We start from the raw sequence: 15,082 nt of genomic DNA, 5'->3' as shown, positions 1-15,082 counted from the left end.
GTCGCTATTGAAGCCTCATGGCCCGACGCAAATCCTTTCTCCGGCACGTGCGCCTTCCGCTCGGCATCCTTGCCGTGCTGGTGGCCACTCCGCTGGTGCTGACGCCGGTTTACCTGGTCGTGCCGCCAATTTCCGTCCCCATGCTGGCGCGCCTCGTGACCGGCCAGCCGATGGATCGGGACTGGCGGCCGCTCGACGAGATTTCGGACCGGCTCAAGGCCTCGGTGATCCTCTCCGAAGACGGCCAGTTCTGCCGTCACTGGGGCGTCGATTTTACGGCGCTGCGGGTCGAGATCGACAATTACCTGGCCGGGCGGGAAACGCGCGGCGCCTCCACCATAACCATGCAGGTGGCGCGCAATCTCTTCTTGTGGAACGGCCAAAGCGCCGTGCGCAAGGCGCTCGAAGTGCCGTTGGCGCTCTATATCGACTTGGTGATGCCCAAGAAGCGCATCATGGAAATCTATCTTAACATCGCCGAATGGGGGCCTGAAGGGCAGTTCGGCGTCGTCGCGGGCTCCTATCGCGCGTTCGGGCGAGAGCCGCAGAACCTCGATTGGCGCACGGCCAGCCTCCTCGCCGTCACCCTGCCGAACCCCTTGTCCGCCGCCCGGCGTCGCCCAATGCCGGATTGTTGCGCCTCGCCGACATCGTCGCGGGCCGGGCTCAGCAATATGGGGAGAGGGCTGCCTGCGTGGGGCCGGCCGGCAGGCTGGCGCTTTGACGACTCGAACCTGCCGGTGTATATATATTCTGTTGATGGAGGTATATACGATGGCGTTTTATGTGCGGGATGAGAGCACGGATCGGGCAGTTCGTCGCCTGGCTCAACTCAAGAACAAGAGCCTGACCGAGACTATTCGGGAGGCCGTTGAGTCCGAATATGCGCGCCAGCGTCGTGCCGTTCCGCTCAGCGAGCGTCTGGCACCCGTAGTCCAACACTACCAATCGTTTCCTGCGAGCGGGGAGGAAGCGGACAAGGCATTTTTCGATGACTTGTCGGGGGACGCTTGATGTTCGTGGATGCCTCCGCCGCGATCTCGATCCTCAGCGGTGAGGAGGATGCAGCGGCGTTGGCCGCGCGTCTCGACACGGCGCCCGTGGTATTGATGTCGCCGATGTCGATCTATGAGACGGTGGCCGGGCTCGCCCGGAAGCGCCAATGCCCGATCGAGGAGGCCCTGGCCATGGTCGACTTCTTCATCGCGGAGACCAGCGCCACTATAGTCGATATCGACGACAAAACTGGCCGGATCGCCATTCTGGCGTTTGCCAAGTTCGGGAAGGGCCGTCATCCCGCCGACTTGAACATGGGCGACTGCTTTGCCTATGCCTGCGCGCAAGTGCACAGTGTTGCCTTGCTCTATAACGGCGATGATTTTGTCCACACCGATATTTCCAAGGCCTAGCACGGCGACAAATGCTCTAGCCAAGCGGGCGCGGTTGCTCTATAGAGCCCACCAATCCTGACAGAGACACGTCTCTGGCCGCTTTTGGCGGCGCAACGATTTTGATTTTCGGAGTACCACCATGGCAGTGCCAAAACGCAAGACCTCGCCGATGAAGCGCGGTTTCCGTCGCTCGGCCGATGCGATTGCCAACCCGACCTATGTCGAAGACAAGGATTCGGGTGAGCTGCGTCGTCCGCACCACGTCGATCTCAAAAGCGGCATGTATCGCGGCCGTCAGATCCTCGCGGCGAAGAACTAAGCCGAAAGGCACTTGGCGCATATGCGCTAGATCATGTTATTGAGCGGCCGGCCCCCAACAGGGTCGGCCGTTTTCGTTTGCCGCCGAAGAGCGGCCCAGCCGGAGAAGCACTTGATGAGCACGCGCGTCGAATCGGACACCATGGGCACGATCGAGGTCCCGACCGACAAGTATTATGGCGCGCAAACCGCCCGCTCGCTCATGAACTTCGATATCGGCGGCGAGAAGATGCCGACCGAGATCGTGCGCGCCTTCGGCATCCTCAAGAAGGCCGCGGCGCTCGCCAACCACAAGCTCGGTCTCATGGACGAGGCCACGCGGGACCTCGTGGTCGCCGCCGCCGATGAGGTGATCGAGGGCAAGCTCGCCGATCATTTTCCGCTGGTGGTCTGGCAGACCGGTTCGGGCACGCAGTCGAACATGAATGTCAACGAGGTGATCTCCAACCGCGCCATCGAAATGGCCGGCGGCACGATGGGCTCGAAAAAGCCCGTGCACCCCAATGACCACGTCAATATGAGCCAAAGCTCGAACGACACCTATCCGACCGCCATGCATATCGCCGCGGTCGAGGCAGTCGAAAACTATCTTTACGAGCGCGTGCAGCTCTTGCGCGACACGCTGGCGCAAAAATCCGAAGAGTTCATGGACGTGGTCAAGATCGGCCGCACCCATCTTCAGGACGCAACGCCCCTGACGCTGGGCCAGGAAATTTCCGGCTGGGTGGCGCAGATCGACTATGCAGTCGCTGCCATCAAGGCGACGATGCCGCAGCTCAAGGAGCTGGCGCTGGGTGGCACGGCGGTGGGCACGGGGCTCAATGCGCATCCGGACTATGCCGTGGCGGTGGCCAGTGAAATTGCCGAACTCACCGGCCATGACTTCGTCACCGGCCCCAACAAGTTCGCGCTGCTGGCTGGGCACGACGCCTTTGTCGGCACGTCGGGTGCGCTCAAGCAACTCGCCGTTGCCTTCATGAAGATTGCCAATGACGTTCGTTGGCTGGCGTCCGGCCCGCGTTCGGGTCTCGGCGAAATCACCATTCCGGAAAACGAGCCGGGCTCGTCGATCATGCCGGGCAAGGTCAATCCGACCCAGTCAGAAGCCATGACCATGGTCGTGGCGCAAGTGATGGGCAATGATGCCGCCATCGGCTTTGCCGCTTCCCAGGGCAATTTCGAGCTCAATGTGTTCAAGCCGGTGATCGCCTACAACTTCCTGCAGTCGGTACGGCTGCTGGCGGATGCGGCGAAGAGCTTTAACGACAATTGCGCCATCGGCATCGAGCCGGACCGCAAGCGCATCAAGCAGCTGGTGGATCAGTCGCTGATGCTGGTCACCGCTCTCAACCGCAAGATCGGCTATGACAATGCCGCCAAGATCGCCAAGACCGCCCACAAGAATGGTGGCACGCTGCGGGATACGGCAATCGAGCTTGGGCTGCTGACGGGCGAAGAATTCGATGCGGAAGTGAAGCCCGAGCAGATGGTGGGGCCGCTGAAAATTAAGAAGTAAGGCCGATTAGCTGATTGGCCCAGCTCAAGCCGGGCCGTCAGTAGACCTCATCCTGAGCCTCCTGAGCTTGTCGAAGGGCGAAGGACGAGGTCGTGGCATGTTCGGCGTGCCCGACCTCGTGGTTCGACAGGCTCACCATGAGGTCTAAAGTGCCATTCTTTTTGACGCTCGCTACGGGCTAACCTCTCACCGCCGCCTCGATCGCCGCCACGTCGATCTTGCGCATCGTCATCATGGCTTCGAACGCCCGCTTGGCGCCGGGGCCGCCGGCTTTCATGGCGTTGGTCAGGGCGCGGGGTGTGATCTGCCAGGAGATGCCCCACTTGTCCTTGCACCAGCCGCACATGCTTTCCTGGCCGCCATTGCCAACGATGGCATTCCAGTAGCGATCGGTTTCTTCCTGGTCGTCGGTGGCGATCTGGAAGGAGAAGGCGTCGGTATGTTGCGGGCCGGGTCCGCCGTTGAGCCCCATGCAAGGGATGCCTAGGACGGTAAATTGCACCGTGATCACATTGCCGGCCGAGCCGGACGGAAAGTCGGACGGGGCGCGATCGATATCGCCGACGACCGAATTGGGAAAGGTCTGGGCATAGAATCGGGCCGCTTCTTCGGCGTCCTTATCGTACCACAGGACGATGGTGTTCTTTTCGACTTGCATCGGGTTCTCCTCGATCTACGCTACCACCGATCGGCAGCTTCATGCCGACGACGGTTGGCGGAACGGGAATTGAACGCCCCTCCCGATCTTTTTCCAAGCCCTTCCGCGCAACGCCTCCTTCTGGCATCTTCCCTCTACTCTTACCGAGGCCAGCCATGAGCGAAACCGTCGTCCTGCCCACCCATCCTCTGCGCCCGCGCGGCAATAGCTTCATCGTGCCGCTGCTGGTCGTGCCGTTTCTGCTCTACAACCTCGTCGTGTTTCTGTTTTTCGGCGGCAATCCGGTCAATTGGGGCGCCGGGCTCTTTGCCATTCCGATGCCGTCGGGCATGCCCTGGGCTGTCACCGCGGGTGATCTGTTGCTGGTTGTCGGCATCATCATGCTGTTTGTCGAAGTGCTGAAATCCACTGGCACATCGCGAAACTCCATCATCGAGCATATGCTCTCGATGGTGCTGTTCGTCGTGTTCCTGATCGAATTCCTGCTGGTCGGCGCGGCGTCGAGCTCGGTGTTCTTTTTGCTCATGGTCATGAGCCTGATCGACGTGGTCGCGGGCTTTACGGTCTCGATCACCAGTGCCAGCCGCGATGTATCGATGAGCTAGACGACGACAGTCTTGCGATAGCCGGCCGGCATGCGGCGCTCGGCGATCCGGGCGCCGTTATTGTAGGCGCTGGTCGCCGCTTCCGGTGTGCCCTGGCGGCGGACCCGCTGCGGTGCCATGCGGTCTCGTGCGGCGATGAGCTGGCTGACGAAAGCTGCAGTCGGAGCGGAGCGCGCGAGCGAGGGTCGCGGGTCGACCGTGGCGGTGGTGACCGGCAATGCGCTCAGGGTTTCGCTTTGATCCAGATCCGACATCACTCTGTACCATCCAGAGCCGCCCTGTCCCGTTATGGGGCAGAGGCAGCGGCGCTTGCTGGTTTAGGGGCAAGCGCCATGCCAGATGGTAACAGCTCGTTAAGAGATTTCGATCCCTTGCCTTGTATCACTTCACAGGGAAATGGCGCGCCTAGAAGTTGTCCTTGCCCTTGCGGATGGCGGCAAACACCTCGGAAGGCGCCTTGCCTTCGAGCCCGTAATGAGCCGCGAGTTCGGCGGCATCGGCGCGCAAAAGGGATTGGCGCGCTTGTCTTCGCCCAGCTTGAACGGAATGGTGGGCTTGCCTTCCGCGCGCAGTGCATCGACATCGGCAGCGCGCTGCTGCAGGGCGACGTTGTCGGGGTCCACCGAGAGGGCAAAGCGGGCATTGGACTGCGTATATTCGTGCCCGCAATAGACCAGCGTCTCGTCTGGCAGGTCGCGGAGGCGCTTGACGCCTTCCCACATCGGCCCGGGCGTGCCTTCGAACATGCGGCCGACGCCGAGCGAGAAGAGCGCGTCGGCGGAAAAGAGGTGCCCGCCGTCGCGGTCGTAAAGACGATGTGGCCCAGCGTGTGGCCGGGCGCATCCATCACCTCGAAGGTGGTTTCGCCAAGCGTCACCACATTCCCGTCGCCCACGAGTTCGTCGAGGCCCTCGATCTTTTCGGCTTCGGCGCGCGGGCCGACGACGCGGGCGCCAAAGGCGGATTTGAGCTCGGGAATGGCTTCCACGTGGTCGATATGGTGATGGGTGATGAAGATGTCGGAGAGCGTCCAGCCGCGGCGGGTCAGTGCGTCGCGGATGGCCTTGGCTTCGGGCGCGTCGATGGCGGCGGTGCGGCCCGTGGCCTCGTCATGCACCAGGTAGCCGTAATTGTCCTGGCGGGCGGGAAAGACGTCGACGATGAGGGCCATGGGCATATCCTTTGCTTTTGGCTGCAAGCTAGGGATGCCTCCGGCCGATGGCAAGCCGGGGTTGGACAAGCGGCGGGCGGTTTCCTAAGTTTGCCCGATGACCAGCGATGTTTCGCGCCTTATCGGATATTACAAATCGCCGCTCGGCCGGCTGTCGCGCGCTCTGGTGCGCGAGCAGGTCATGGATCTGGCCGGCGATGTGCGCGGCAAGCGGGTGCTGGGGCTTGGCTTTTCGACGCCCTATCTGCGCTTTACGCTGGAGAAAGCCGAGCGCGTCCTGGCCTTTATGCCGGCCCGGCAGGGGGCTTCGGCCTGGCCGCGTGAGGGGCCGTCGCATACCGTGCTCTGCGATCCGCTGGAAATGCCGCTAACCGATGCCGCGGTCGATCTCACCATTGCCATTCACGCGCTCGAGCATGTGGCGGATGCCGAAGAGCTGATGCGCGAGCTGTGGCGGGTCACCGCGCCCAATGGGCATCTGCTTCTGGTGGTGCCGCGGCGGCGAGGCATCTGGGCGCAGCGCGACAATACGCCGTTCGGCCAGGGCAATCCTTATTCCGGCAGCCAGCTCGAAAAGCTGCTGCGGGATCATAGTTTCGTGCCGGAAGCCTGGCGCGACGCTTTGTTCCTGCCCCCGTTCCAGTCGCGGTTTGTGCTGAAATATCCGCGCTTTTTCGAGCGTTTCGGTCGCCTGTTCGGCCCTGCGATGAGCGGGGTCATCTGCGTGCGGGCGCGCAAGGAGGCTTTTCCCGCAGTGCCGCGGCGCAAGAAGGCGGAGCGCTATGTCCGCGTGCCAGGGCTGTCTCCGGCGACGGCACGGTCGGGTTAGACCCCCACCCAGCCTCCCCCTGCAGAAGGGGAGGAGTCCTGCCGTTGGCTTAGACTCGATCGAGCTCCTCCCCCGACTTACGGGGAGGCGGGGTGGGGGCGGTGGCAGAAAGCGACACCCTTTGCTTTCGACCCTCAACCCGCCTATGGTCCGCGCGAATTTTCCGCCGCAGACTTGTCCAATGTCCGATCCCGTTCGTCCCGTCCCGCAACCTGGCATTCTCGATATCGCGCCTTATCTGCCTGGCAAGGCCGGGGCGCCGGGAAGCAAGGCGATCAAGCTTTCGGCCAATGAGTCTCCGCTCGGGGCCAGCCCCAAAGCTATCGAGGCCTTCGCCGCGGCGGCGCAGCAGCTCGAGATCTATCCGGAAGGGTCGTCGCGCCTGTTGCGCGAGGCGCTGGGCGAGGTGCATGGGCTCGATCCGGCGCTGATCGTTTGCGGCAATGGGTCGGATGATCTCCTCCACCTTCTGGCGCAGACCTATCTCGGCGACGGCGATGAGGCGGTGATGAACCGCTATGGCTTCTCGGTTTATCCGATCATCACCCAGGCAGCCGGCGCCCGTATCGTCATGGTCGACGAGACGGACTTTACCGCCGATGTCGACGCGCTGCTTGCTGCGGTCACGCCGCGCACCAAGGTGGTGTGGCTCGCCAACCCGAACAATCCGACCGGCACCTATTTGCCCGACGCGGAAGTTCGGCGGCTGCATGCCGCCTTACGTCCCGACATTTTGCTGGTCATCGACAATGCCTATGCCGAGTATGTCACCGCGGACGATTTTACCGTCGGCAGCGATCTCGTGCGCGAGGCCGACAATGTCGTCATGGTGCGCACCTTTTCCAAGATGGGGCTGGCGGCCGCGCGGATCGGCTGGATGTTCGGGCCGGCGCATGTAGTCGATGCCATCCACCGCATTCGCGGGCCGTTCAACGTCAACCTGCCGGCGCAGATGGCGGGGGCGGCTGCAGCGCGGGACACCGCGTTCACTGAGCAGCTCAAGAGTTTCAACGCGCAATGGCGCGACTGGCTGACGGCGGAACTCGACGGCAACCATATGCGCGTCATCCCTAGCCAGGCCAATTTCATCCTGGTGCAGTTTCCCGATGCCGAACATGCGGCCTTAGCGTTCACGACCTTGCTCGAGCGGGGTCTGGTGGTGCGCGAAGTCGGTGCCTCCTATGGCATCCAGGATGCCTTGCGCATTTCCATCGGCAGCGAGCAAGCCATGCGCGGCGTTGCCGGCATTCTCCAGGCCTTGGTGAAGGTCGGATGAGCGTACATTTCAAGAAACTTGCGCTGATCGGTATCGGTCTGATCGGCTCTTCGATCGCTTTAGCGGCGCGCCGGCATGGTCTGGTGGACACCATCGCCATCGCCACGCGACGGGAGGAAACGCTGGACGAGGCGCGGGCGCTTGCTCTGGGCGACATCTATACGCTTGATGCCGCGGAAGCGGTGCACGGCGCTGATCTCGTGATCCTCTGCGCTCCGGTCGGTGCTTATGAGGCGCTGGCAAAGGCGATTGCGCCGGCGCTGGAGCCGGGCGCGATTTTGTCCGATGTCGGCTCGGTCAAGGCGCATGTGCACAAGGTCGTCGGGCCTTATGTGCCGCCAAACGTTGCCTTTATCCCGGGTCACCCGCTGGCGGGGACCGAGCATTCGGGGCCCGGTGCGGGCTTTGCGGAACTTTTCAGCGGCCGCTGGTGCGTGCTGACGCCGGGACCGGAAGTGCCGCAGGAGCAGACCGACAAGCTGGTCGGTTTCTGGCGCGCCATGGGCAGCAATGTGGAATGCATGGATGCGGCGCATCATGACATGGTGCTCGCGATCACCAGTCATGTGCCGCATCTGGTTGCCTACAACATCGTGGGGACCGTGGCCGATCTTGAAGCCGACACCAAGTCGGAAGTTATCAAGTTCTCGGCCTCCGGTTTCCGCGATTTCACCCGTATCGCCGCGTCTGACCCGGTGATGTGGCGCGACGTGTTTTTGACCAATCGCGATGCGGTGCTCGAAATGCTGGGCCGCTTTCTCGAGGATCTTTCGGTGCTGCAACGTGCGGTGCGCACCGGCGACGGGCCAGCGCTGGAAGAAATGTTTACGCGCACCCGCGCCATTCGCCGCTCGATCATCAATGCTGGCCAGGAGACCGCGGCTGCCGATTTTGGCCGCCCGCATGAAGCGGTGCCGAAATCGGAGGAACAGCGCTGAAAATCCAGCGCATGGCCCCACCCCACCCAGCGCCGCTACGGCCTAAGAGGCCTAGCTCTGCTACCCTCCCCCTCAAGGGGAGGGAGGTGCAAGAGCCGCCACTTTGGAGCCTCTAACTCAGCTGTTCATCGCCTCCCTCCCCTTGAGGGGGAGGGAATGAGGGTGGGGTGGGCTCGCGAAAGTGGAGTTCTTGGCTTCTGAGCCGTTATCTAGAAAAGGCTCGGCAGGGCAGAGATGGGCACGAGGCCTGAGCTCAGGCCGCCATTGGCGAAGCTGAGCTGGTTCTTGTGGCGGCCATCTTCGCCCGGAACGCCGAGCACCAAGGTACGCCAGGGCTCCTGGATGAACGGGCCAATGCGTTCGGCGACGCCCTTGGAGTCGATGGCGAGGGATCCGGTCGGATATCCGGCTTCGTCGAGGGCGAGGTCACCCGTGGCCGAAAGATCGGAAACCCCGTCATTGGCGCGAACGGCGACGAGGCGAAGCTTGCCGCCAGCCTGTTGCCAATCCTCAAGCAATGGCGCGGTGCCCCAGTTGCGGATGTCGTCAGGCAGGCCGGTCAACTCGCCTTCGATCTCGGCTGCGGTCTGCGCCAACTCGATGCCGGGCACTTCAACGTCGCTGGCACTGACATAGGCAGCAAGCGCGGCGCGGCCGGTGGCGGGATCGTGGAGTTCGGGCATGTCGAGAAGGTGCGCCTCAAGGTGCCCGCTCTTGCCGATCAGGGCATTGCCGAAGAGCGTGTCGTTCCAGCTCAGCCCCTCGCCTTCGACCGACAGACGAGCGATGCGCCAATTCTCGATGCGCAGGCTGGCGTCGAGCGCGGTCCAGCTTACTTCGTTGCGCCCGCCGGTGAACGCGTCGGAAATTTCGGCGGGGCCAGCGGCTGACGCCAGCACGTGGTTGGGGCGGTAGGCGAGGACGCTGGCGCGCAGATCGGGAACGGTCACCATCAGATCGCCGCTGACCAGCGTTGCGCCGGCACAACGGACGTCGAAGTTGAACGGATAGCCGCCGATGTCGAGCGTCGCGCAGGTGAGTTGTGGCGCGGTTTCGCCATCGGCCAGAGCGAGGGCATCGACCTGCGTCTTAATCTGCGACGAGACGAAGAGCCAGGCGCCGCTCCACAGAACGACCAGGGTCAAAAGAATCGAGCCGAGAATGATGATTCGCTTTTTCATGGCTTCGTCTTACCCTTGTGCCGCCCGTGTCAGAAGCGGGTTTGCGCCTTGCCGTCGATTTGCCATCAATGCCGGGTCTGGCATTGTCGCCGGGAGACGGGCACTATCGTGATGAAATCGGGTCAAGCCATGACGTCGACGCAAAGCAACACAGTCTGGGTTTTCGGCTACGGCTCGCTGATCTGGAACCCGGGCTTTGTGTTCGTCAGTTCGCAGCTTGGACTTTTGCGCGGGGCGCACCGGTCCTTGTCGATCATTTCGCACCATCATCGCGGCACGCGCGAGCAGCCGGGCCTGGTGTTCGGGCTGACGCGCGGTGGCTCCTGCCGCGGCATGGCCTTCGAGGTTGCGGCAGAAAATTGGAACGAGGTGCGCGCCTATCTCGATGCGCGTGAACTGGTGACTTCGGTTTATCGCGACGTCATGCGCCCGGTCGTGCTCTCCGATGGCCGCCGGGTCATGGCGCTGACCTATGTGGTGGACGAGGCGCATGAGCAGTTTGCCGGGGTGCTGAGCACCGAGCAGCAACTGGCAATGATCCGTGCCGGTGTCGGCATTTCAGGCCGCAATGTCGATTACGTGCTCAACACTGCGCGCCATCTCGAACAGCTCGGCATCCGGGATCGGGCGCTGATGGAGCTTGTGGACGCGCTGGAGGCAGGGCTTGAGGGTCAGGCCGCCTGAGCGGTTATGGCTTGCACGGGATAAGCGTTTTCGAGATCCCAGATGGCGGCCATGCGATCGTGCGGCGCGGGCATGCGCAAGACTTCGGTGGCGCAATCGAGCGCCAGGCGGCAGCGGGTGCGGCTCATGGGATCGGCAACCAGTTCCTCAGTCGAACCAACCCAGAGCGGCAGGCCACCCTTAACGATCACATAAAGATCAGTTTCGTGCATGGCGAAGTTTTCGAGATTGTCGTGGGTCAGCTCATAGCGCCGCCCCGAGCGTCCCTGCCATTCCGACCTGCGGCTCCGGCCGCTGTCGCCCCGCTCGAACACTACCATCATCGGCACCATGGTCGCTCTCCCGTTCCCAGGAACAAAAGTAGAACGTATTTTACGGAAGGTCAAGCAGTGGTGTTTTTGCGCAGGAGATTGAGGCGCTCTTTGAGCCGATCGTCTAGCGGACGCGCTATGCCCGATTCCAGCGCTTCGAGAGCGAGGCGATTGCTTTCGGCCTCGATGACCGAGCGCAGCCGCTCGGAAAAGACGTCGGGCGCGAGGCCCGGCTCGATCGGCGGCAGGAAGCGCGCCTTGGCCGTGCCCGGCCAGATAATGCGGCTGTTGCGGCCCCAGTAGAGGCCCGAGTTGAGGGCGACCGGCACGACCGGAACACCGAGCGTCGTATACAGGCGGACGATACCCTGGCGGTATTCGGCAGGGGCGAGGGCAGCCTTGCGGGTGCCTTCGGGATAGATGACAATCTGGCACCCGCGCTCGGCAGCGGCCTTGGCCTGCGCCAGCATCTGCGGAATGGCCTGGGCGCCGCGTTTGCGGTCGATCTCGATACAGTCCAGCGACCGCGCGGCCCAGCCGAAGAAGGGGATTTGCATCAGCTCCTTCTTGGCGATGTAAGCCGGGCGAACGAGGTGGGGAAAGATCGCGAAGATGTCCCAGTCCGATTGGTGCTTGGAGCCGATGATCGCGCCGCCGGGCGGAATGTTTTCTTCGCCTTCGACTTCGGTCCGCACGCCGCAAATGACCCGCAGCAGCACAAGGCTCGATGCGCACCAGTATTTGGCGATGCTCCAGCCGAAGGCCGTGCGCTCGGCAAAGAGTCCGACCGTGCCCGCGATCAGCGCGCAGATCGTCGTATTGCCGATAAAGAGGGCGTAAAAAATGCCGTGCGAAAGGCTTGGATGGCGGTGCGGATCGGCTGACCCATTTCAGGAAGCCTCGCTCAAGTAACGCCGCACCGTCGTGCGCGAGGTCACCGCGGTCAAGACCGCAATCACCGGCACAACCGCGAGGATGAAGACGAGGCCAGTCCAGCCGAGGAGGAAGTCACCGAAAAGAACACCGACCTGCGCCGTAGCCTCGCTGGGGAGGACGCTGTTGGCAGCGGTGCCGATGACGAGGAAGAAGAGGATGGCCAGCAGCGCGCCCAGGATCCCGCCCTGCAGGCCGATCGAAAGGAAGCGACCCTGGAAGGCACCGGCGATGAACTTGTTGGAGGCGCCGATGAAGTGGAGAACGTCGACGATCTCGCGATTGGAGGCCATGGCGCCGCGCGTGGCGAAGACGATGGCCAGAACCGTGGCGACGCCGATGAGACCGAGGATCAGGAGGCCCGAGATCACCACCGTGCCGGCCATGACATTGAGCTGTTCGCGCCAGGCGGCGTGCGTGTCGAGGCTGGCGCCGTTGATCGCCTGGAGGTTGCGCTGAAGCTGCTCGACGTCGGCATCGACCGGATCGGTCAGCTGCACGACGATGAGGCGTGGGATGTCGATGGCGGAAAGATCAAGGCCGGCGCCGAGCCATGGCTCGAGCAGGGCCTGGCTTTCTTCCACGGTCAAGGCGCGCGCAGCGCCGACGCCGGGGGTCGATTGCGCCAGCGACACGGCGGTGCGCAGATTGATTCCATCACCTCGCCCTCGACCGGGCGCAGCTGAATGGTCATTTCGCGACCGACATCGGCAGACCAGGCGATGGCCGATTTTTGAACCAGGACCACGCCGCCCAGCGTCACGGCGGAGAGGAAAGCCATGATGGTGATCAGCAGCAGCAGGGTGCGGCCGGCAACCGACTTTTCCGGCACGATCGGCGCGGCGCCGCCGCGGCGGGGGGAGGAGGCGAAGCAATTGCCTAATCATGGATGGTCAACTCCCCTTGTTGAGCACCATGCGCGGATACGAAAAACGATCGAGCAGCGGCAATTCGTGGGTCGCCAGAATAATGGTCATGCCCAGCGTGCGGTTGAGCTCGGCGAAGAGGTGCACGAGGCGGCTCGACAGATCCGGATCGACATTGCCCGTGGGCTCGTCGGCGAGCAGCACCTTTGGCCGGGCGATCACGGCGCGGGCAATGGCGGCGCGCTGTTTTTCACCGCCCGAAAGCAGCGTCGGGAGTGCATGCATGCGCTCGCCGAGACCCACCCATTCGAGAAGTTCGACCACATTGGGCCGGTATTCGCTTTCCGGCTGGCCGAGGACGCGGAGGGGCAGGGCGACGTTTTCAAAGGTCGTCAGGTGATCGAGAAGGCGGAATTCCTGGAACACGATGCCGATATGGCGGCGCAGCTGCAGCAGCCGATCCTGGTCGAGCTTACCGACATCCTCGTCGAACATGGTCACCCGGCCGCGGCTGGGCTTGAGTGCCAGAAGCAGCATGCGCAAAAGCGAAGTCTTGCCGGCGCCGGACGGTCCGGTCAGGAAATGAAACGAGCCGGGCTCGATCGAAAAGGTGAGGTCTTTGAGGATCTCTGGGCCATTGCCGTAGCGCAGGCCCACATCGGAAAATTCGATCAAGAACGGGTGCTCCCAGTTCACACCGGCGGTGTGGCGGCGCCAAGGGCGAATCAGCCTTTTGCCGCATCATAGCAGCCGTGACCAAGTCCTGCGGCTCTGGCCAGCTTTGGCTGGGGGAAAGCGGCACAATTTTGGTGAAATCAGGGGTTTGAGGAGTTTTAACCCAGCTCCGCTAGGGTTGCGGTTTAAAGCCCAAGGTTTTTCCGCCCTCCATGATCATCACCTGTCCGCATTGCCAGACCAAGTACCAGGTGACCTTCGAGGCCATCGGCTCGGCAGGGCGCAAGGTGCAGTGCGCCCATTGCGGGCAGGCCTGGGACCAGCGTCCGCTGGCGCCGGCCGAGCCCGAGGTCGAGGACGATCGACTGTTCGACCAGATGGCGGAAGATGCTCTGGACGAAGTGATGGCGGCCGAGGAGCAGGCCGTTGCCGCTGAAAAGGCTGCCACGCGGCCGCCGGCGCCACCATCCGAGACTGTGGTCGCGCGCGCGCCCGATGCCGCCGAGTTGCGCAAGCGGCAGGCTGCGTTTTCGCGCCGGCAAAGCGCGGTGAGTTCGCGCCTGCCATTGGCGCGGCTGCGGCGGGCGGCGCGGGTGGTCGGTGTCGTGCTCTGCGCCAGTCTGGCCGTCGGTGCCTATTTCGGCCGCGCCCAGCTGGTGGAGCGCTATCCAGACCTTGCAGGCGTCTATGAAGCCATGGGCATCGGCGTCAATGTCGTGGGTCTCAACTTTGCCGAGGTGGCAACGCTCAAGACCTTGTCGAACGGCAGCGAAGTGCTGATGGTTTCGGCCCAGATCGTGGGGCTGCAAACGCAGCCTGTGCCGGTGCCGCCGGTCGTGGTGAGCCTCCTCGATGATGGCGGTCGCGCCATCTACGAGTGGAGCGTCGTGCCGCCGCAGGTGCCTGACCTGATGGCTGGCGAGCGCGCCACATTCGACACCCGCCTTTCGCAACCGCCAGGCGAGGCCGTGCGCGTGCGCCTGAGCTTCGCCGGCGACACGGCGCAATCGCCTGTGCAGGCTGGCGGCCATGGAACGCCCCCTGCCGCTGCGCCGGCCGAGCCGGCACACGCCACACCCGAGCCAAGCGCGCCCGCAGCGGCGGCGCATGGCGCCCCTGAACACCACTAAAGAGAAGACCCTTGGCCCGTATCCTCCTCGCCGAAGACGATCCTTCCGTTCGCGCCTTCGTGGTCAGTGCCCTCACCATGAAGGGCCACGAGGTCGTCGCCGAAGAGGATGGCGGCCTCGCCGCCGAAACCGCCGATGCCGAGGGTGGGCGCTTCGACCTGCTGCTCTCCGACATCAAGATGCCGGTGATGGACGGCATCGCCCTGGCGCTCCATGTCGGCGCGCTCTATCCGGACGTCACCATCCTCTTGATGACTGGCTTTGCCGACCAGCGCGAGCGCGCCCATGGGCTCGACGCGCTGATCTACGACGTCATCACCAAGCCGTTCACGCTGGCGGATCTCCTGGCCAAGGTGGATGACGCGCTAACGGGCAAGCCGGTCGAGGTGGTGAGCCTGGGACGGCGGGAGCTGGGGGAAGGGCACTAAGTCACCCCCTTCCGAGCTGCGCTAGGCTTCTTCGTCGCCAAGCTCCGCTTGCCTTCCCCTCTGAGGGGGAAGGTGACAACGAGTGCTTGGCAAAATAGCGCCGCATCCACGGACCTTACCCTCCCCCCTCAGAGGGGAGGGTAGCGCCGCTAGGCTCAAAGAGCCGTAGCAA

20 protein-coding genes and 1 pseudogene are annotated in these 15,082 nt (G+C 63.4%); 12 read left to right on the top strand and 9 right to left on the bottom strand.

Annotated elements, in window-relative coordinates; all coding sequences use genetic code 11:
* Positions 1 to 17 precede the first annotated feature (17 nt).
* The 5 genes from G5575_RS00500 (at position 18) to fumC (ending at position 3,225) form a co-directional block, all read left to right on the top strand.
* Entirely contained in the window at positions 18 to 797 is a 780-nt protein-coding gene (locus tag G5575_RS00500; RefSeq protein WP_235935477.1) for a transglycosylase domain-containing protein, read from the top strand.
* Positions 760 to 1,014, top strand: coding sequence for a type II toxin-antitoxin system VapB family antitoxin (locus G5575_RS00495; RefSeq protein WP_328765782.1), 255 nt, complete (start codon positions 760 to 762; stop codon positions 1,012 to 1,014). Before G5575_RS00500 ends, G5575_RS00495 begins: the two co-directional genes overlap by 38 nt.
* Positions 1,014 to 1,409 carry a type II toxin-antitoxin system VapC family toxin gene (locus tag G5575_RS00490; protein WP_164532642.1) on the top strand — a complete coding sequence of 132 codons (396 nt, stop codon included), beginning with the start codon at positions 1,014 to 1,016 and terminating at the stop codon, positions 1,407 to 1,409. Before G5575_RS00495 ends, G5575_RS00490 begins: the two co-directional genes overlap by 1 nt.
* Positions 1,410 to 1,530: 121 nt before the next feature.
* Positions 1,531 to 1,710, top strand: coding sequence for a 50S ribosomal protein L32 (gene rpmF / locus G5575_RS00485; protein ID WP_092425495.1), 180 nt, complete (start codon positions 1,531 to 1,533; stop codon positions 1,708 to 1,710).
* Between the two features lie 114 nt (positions 1,711 to 1,824).
* Complete coding sequence (gene fumC, locus G5575_RS00480) at positions 1,825 to 3,225, top strand: class II fumarate hydratase (RefSeq protein WP_164532641.1); 1,401 nt, start codon at positions 1,825 to 1,827, stop codon at positions 3,223 to 3,225.
* A gap of 178 nt (positions 3,226 to 3,403) precedes the next feature.
* On the opposite strand, the gene G5575_RS00475 is transcribed toward fumC, so the two are convergent.
* The gene (locus tag G5575_RS00475; protein WP_164532640.1) at positions 3,404 to 3,883 is read right to left on the bottom strand and encodes a VOC family protein; all 480 of its coding nucleotides are present in this window, start codon (positions 3,881 to 3,883) and stop codon (positions 3,404 to 3,406) included.
* A 155-nt stretch (positions 3,884 to 4,038) separates the two neighbouring features.
* Here G5575_RS00475 and G5575_RS00470 point away from each other — a divergent pair, with 155 nt between their 5' ends.
* Entirely contained in the window at positions 4,039 to 4,488 is a 450-nt protein-coding gene (locus tag G5575_RS00470) for a hypothetical protein (RefSeq protein WP_164532639.1), read from the top strand.
* On the opposite strand, the gene G5575_RS00465 is transcribed toward G5575_RS00470, so the two are convergent.
* Together G5575_RS00465 and gloB are read right to left on the bottom strand one after the other, a co-directional pair.
* A complete protein-coding gene (locus G5575_RS00465) occupies positions 4,485 to 4,742 on the bottom strand; it encodes a hypothetical protein (RefSeq protein ID WP_164532638.1) in 258 nt (85 codons plus the stop codon). The genes G5575_RS00470 and G5575_RS00465 overlap by 4 nt on opposite strands.
* 151 nt (positions 4,743 to 4,893) lie before the next feature.
* Positions 4,894 to 5,659 (bottom strand): annotated as a pseudogene (gene gloB, locus G5575_RS00460) (hydroxyacylglutathione hydrolase).
* Between the two features lie 97 nt (positions 5,660 to 5,756).
* Here gloB and G5575_RS00455 point away from each other — a divergent pair.
* The 3 genes from G5575_RS00455 to G5575_RS00445 all read left to right on the top strand — a co-directional run bounded on the left by G5575_RS00455 (position 5,757) and on the right by G5575_RS00445 (position 8,702).
* Positions 5,757 to 6,488 carry a class I SAM-dependent methyltransferase gene (locus G5575_RS00455; RefSeq protein ID WP_164532637.1) on the top strand — a complete coding sequence of 244 codons (732 nt, stop codon included), beginning with the start codon at positions 5,757 to 5,759 and terminating at the stop codon, positions 6,486 to 6,488.
* A gap of 181 nt (positions 6,489 to 6,669) precedes the next feature.
* A complete protein-coding gene (hisC, locus tag G5575_RS00450) occupies positions 6,670 to 7,764 on the top strand; it encodes a histidinol-phosphate transaminase (protein WP_164532636.1) in 1,095 nt (364 codons plus the stop codon).
* Entirely contained in the window at positions 7,761 to 8,702 is a 942-nt protein-coding gene (locus G5575_RS00445) for a prephenate/arogenate dehydrogenase family protein (protein WP_164532635.1), read from the top strand. Before hisC ends, G5575_RS00445 begins: the two co-directional genes overlap by 4 nt.
* Positions 8,703 to 8,911: 209 nt before the next feature.
* Here G5575_RS00445 and G5575_RS00440 read toward each other — a convergent pair whose 3' ends face one another.
* Entirely contained in the window at positions 8,912 to 9,883 is a 972-nt protein-coding gene (locus G5575_RS00440; RefSeq protein WP_164532634.1) for a DUF2125 domain-containing protein, read from the bottom strand.
* A 129-nt stretch (positions 9,884 to 10,012) separates the two neighbouring features.
* Between G5575_RS00440 and G5575_RS00435 the strand changes: the two genes are divergently transcribed.
* On the top strand, positions 10,013 to 10,567 hold the full coding sequence (locus G5575_RS00435) for a gamma-glutamylcyclotransferase (RefSeq protein WP_164532633.1): 555 nt from the start codon (positions 10,013 to 10,015) through the stop codon (positions 10,565 to 10,567).
* Here the strand turns inward: G5575_RS00435 and G5575_RS00430 are convergent.
* From G5575_RS00430 to ftsE, 5 genes are all read right to left on the bottom strand, one after another.
* Positions 10,555 to 10,899, bottom strand: coding sequence for a hypothetical protein (locus G5575_RS00430; protein WP_164532632.1), 345 nt, complete (start codon positions 10,897 to 10,899; stop codon positions 10,555 to 10,557). The two genes, G5575_RS00435 and G5575_RS00430, sit on opposite strands and share 13 nt — an antisense overlap.
* 50 nt (positions 10,900 to 10,949) lie before the next feature.
* A complete protein-coding gene (locus tag G5575_RS00425) occupies positions 10,950 to 11,597 on the bottom strand; it encodes a lysophospholipid acyltransferase family protein (protein ID WP_164532631.1) in 648 nt (215 codons plus the stop codon).
* Between the two features lie 171 nt (positions 11,598 to 11,768).
* Positions 11,769 to 12,446, bottom strand: coding sequence for a cell division protein FtsX (locus tag G5575_RS00420; RefSeq protein WP_164532630.1), 678 nt, complete (start codon positions 12,444 to 12,446; stop codon positions 11,769 to 11,771).
* On the bottom strand, positions 12,398 to 12,643 hold the full coding sequence (locus G5575_RS00415; protein ID WP_164532629.1) for a hypothetical protein: 246 nt from the start codon (positions 12,641 to 12,643) through the stop codon (positions 12,398 to 12,400). Before G5575_RS00415 ends, G5575_RS00420 begins: the two co-directional genes overlap by 49 nt.
* A gap of 61 nt (positions 12,644 to 12,704) precedes the next feature.
* Positions 12,705 to 13,352 carry a cell division ATP-binding protein FtsE gene (ftsE, locus tag G5575_RS00410; protein WP_164532628.1) on the bottom strand — a complete coding sequence of 216 codons (648 nt, stop codon included), beginning with the start codon at positions 13,350 to 13,352 and terminating at the stop codon, positions 12,705 to 12,707.
* Between the two features lie 212 nt (positions 13,353 to 13,564).
* On the opposite strand from ftsE, the gene G5575_RS00405 reads away from it, so the two are divergent.
* Together G5575_RS00405 and G5575_RS00400 are read left to right on the top strand one after the other, a co-directional pair.
* Entirely contained in the window at positions 13,565 to 14,482 is a 918-nt protein-coding gene (locus G5575_RS00405) for an MJ0042-type zinc finger domain-containing protein (RefSeq protein ID WP_164533690.1), read from the top strand.
* Positions 14,483 to 14,493: 11 nt separating this feature from the next.
* Positions 14,494 to 14,910: a response regulator gene (locus G5575_RS00400; RefSeq protein WP_164532627.1), complete on the top strand. Its 417-nt coding sequence runs from the start codon at positions 14,494 to 14,496 to the stop codon at positions 14,908 to 14,910.
* The last annotated feature ends 172 nt before the right edge of the window (positions 14,911 to 15,082 follow it).

Source organism: Devosia aurantiaca (assembly GCF_011058215.1).
GTDB lineage: Bacteria > Pseudomonadota > Alphaproteobacteria > Rhizobiales > Devosiaceae > Devosia > Devosia aurantiaca.
The sequence above is the reverse complement of the archived record's forward strand: the minus strand, read 5'-3'. Positions and strand labels throughout refer to the sequence as shown.

What these genes read in the sequence shown, in the direction of transcription:
- G5575_RS00500 (WP_235935477.1), top strand. Translation starts at nt 18, where the DNA reads ATGGCCCGACGCAAATCCTTTCTCCGGCACGTGCGCCTTCCGCTCGGC.
- G5575_RS00495 (WP_328765782.1), top strand. Translation starts at nt 760, where the DNA reads ATGGAGGTATATACGATGGCGTTTTATGTGCGGGATGAGAGCACGGAT.
- G5575_RS00490 (WP_164532642.1), top strand. Translation starts at nt 1,014, where the DNA reads ATGTTCGTGGATGCCTCCGCCGCGATCTCGATCCTCAGCGGTGAGGAG.
- rpmF (WP_092425495.1), top strand. Translation starts at nt 1,531, where the DNA reads ATGGCAGTGCCAAAACGCAAGACCTCGCCGATGAAGCGCGGTTTCCGT.
- fumC (WP_164532641.1), top strand. Translation starts at nt 1,825, where the DNA reads ATGAGCACGCGCGTCGAATCGGACACCATGGGCACGATCGAGGTCCCG.
- G5575_RS00475 (WP_164532640.1), bottom strand. Translation starts at nt 3,883, where the DNA reads ATGCAAGTCGAAAAGAACACCATCGTCCTGTGGTACGATAAGGACGCC.
- G5575_RS00470 (WP_164532639.1), top strand. Translation starts at nt 4,039, where the DNA reads ATGAGCGAAACCGTCGTCCTGCCCACCCATCCTCTGCGCCCGCGCGGC.
- G5575_RS00465 (WP_164532638.1), bottom strand. Translation starts at nt 4,742, where the DNA reads ATGTCGGATCTGGATCAAAGCGAAACCCTGAGCGCATTGCCGGTCACC.
- G5575_RS00455 (WP_164532637.1), top strand. Translation starts at nt 5,757, where the DNA reads ATGACCAGCGATGTTTCGCGCCTTATCGGATATTACAAATCGCCGCTC.
- hisC (WP_164532636.1), top strand. Translation starts at nt 6,670, where the DNA reads ATGTCCGATCCCGTTCGTCCCGTCCCGCAACCTGGCATTCTCGATATC.
- G5575_RS00445 (WP_164532635.1), top strand. Translation starts at nt 7,761, where the DNA reads ATGAGCGTACATTTCAAGAAACTTGCGCTGATCGGTATCGGTCTGATC.
- G5575_RS00440 (WP_164532634.1), bottom strand. Translation starts at nt 9,883, where the DNA reads ATGAAAAAGCGAATCATCATTCTCGGCTCGATTCTTTTGACCCTGGTC.
- G5575_RS00435 (WP_164532633.1), top strand. Translation starts at nt 10,013, where the DNA reads ATGACGTCGACGCAAAGCAACACAGTCTGGGTTTTCGGCTACGGCTCG.
- G5575_RS00430 (WP_164532632.1), bottom strand. Translation starts at nt 10,899, where the DNA reads ATGGTGCCGATGATGGTAGTGTTCGAGCGGGGCGACAGCGGCCGGAGC.
- G5575_RS00405 (WP_164533690.1), top strand. Translation starts at nt 13,565, where the DNA reads ATGATCATCACCTGTCCGCATTGCCAGACCAAGTACCAGGTGACCTTC.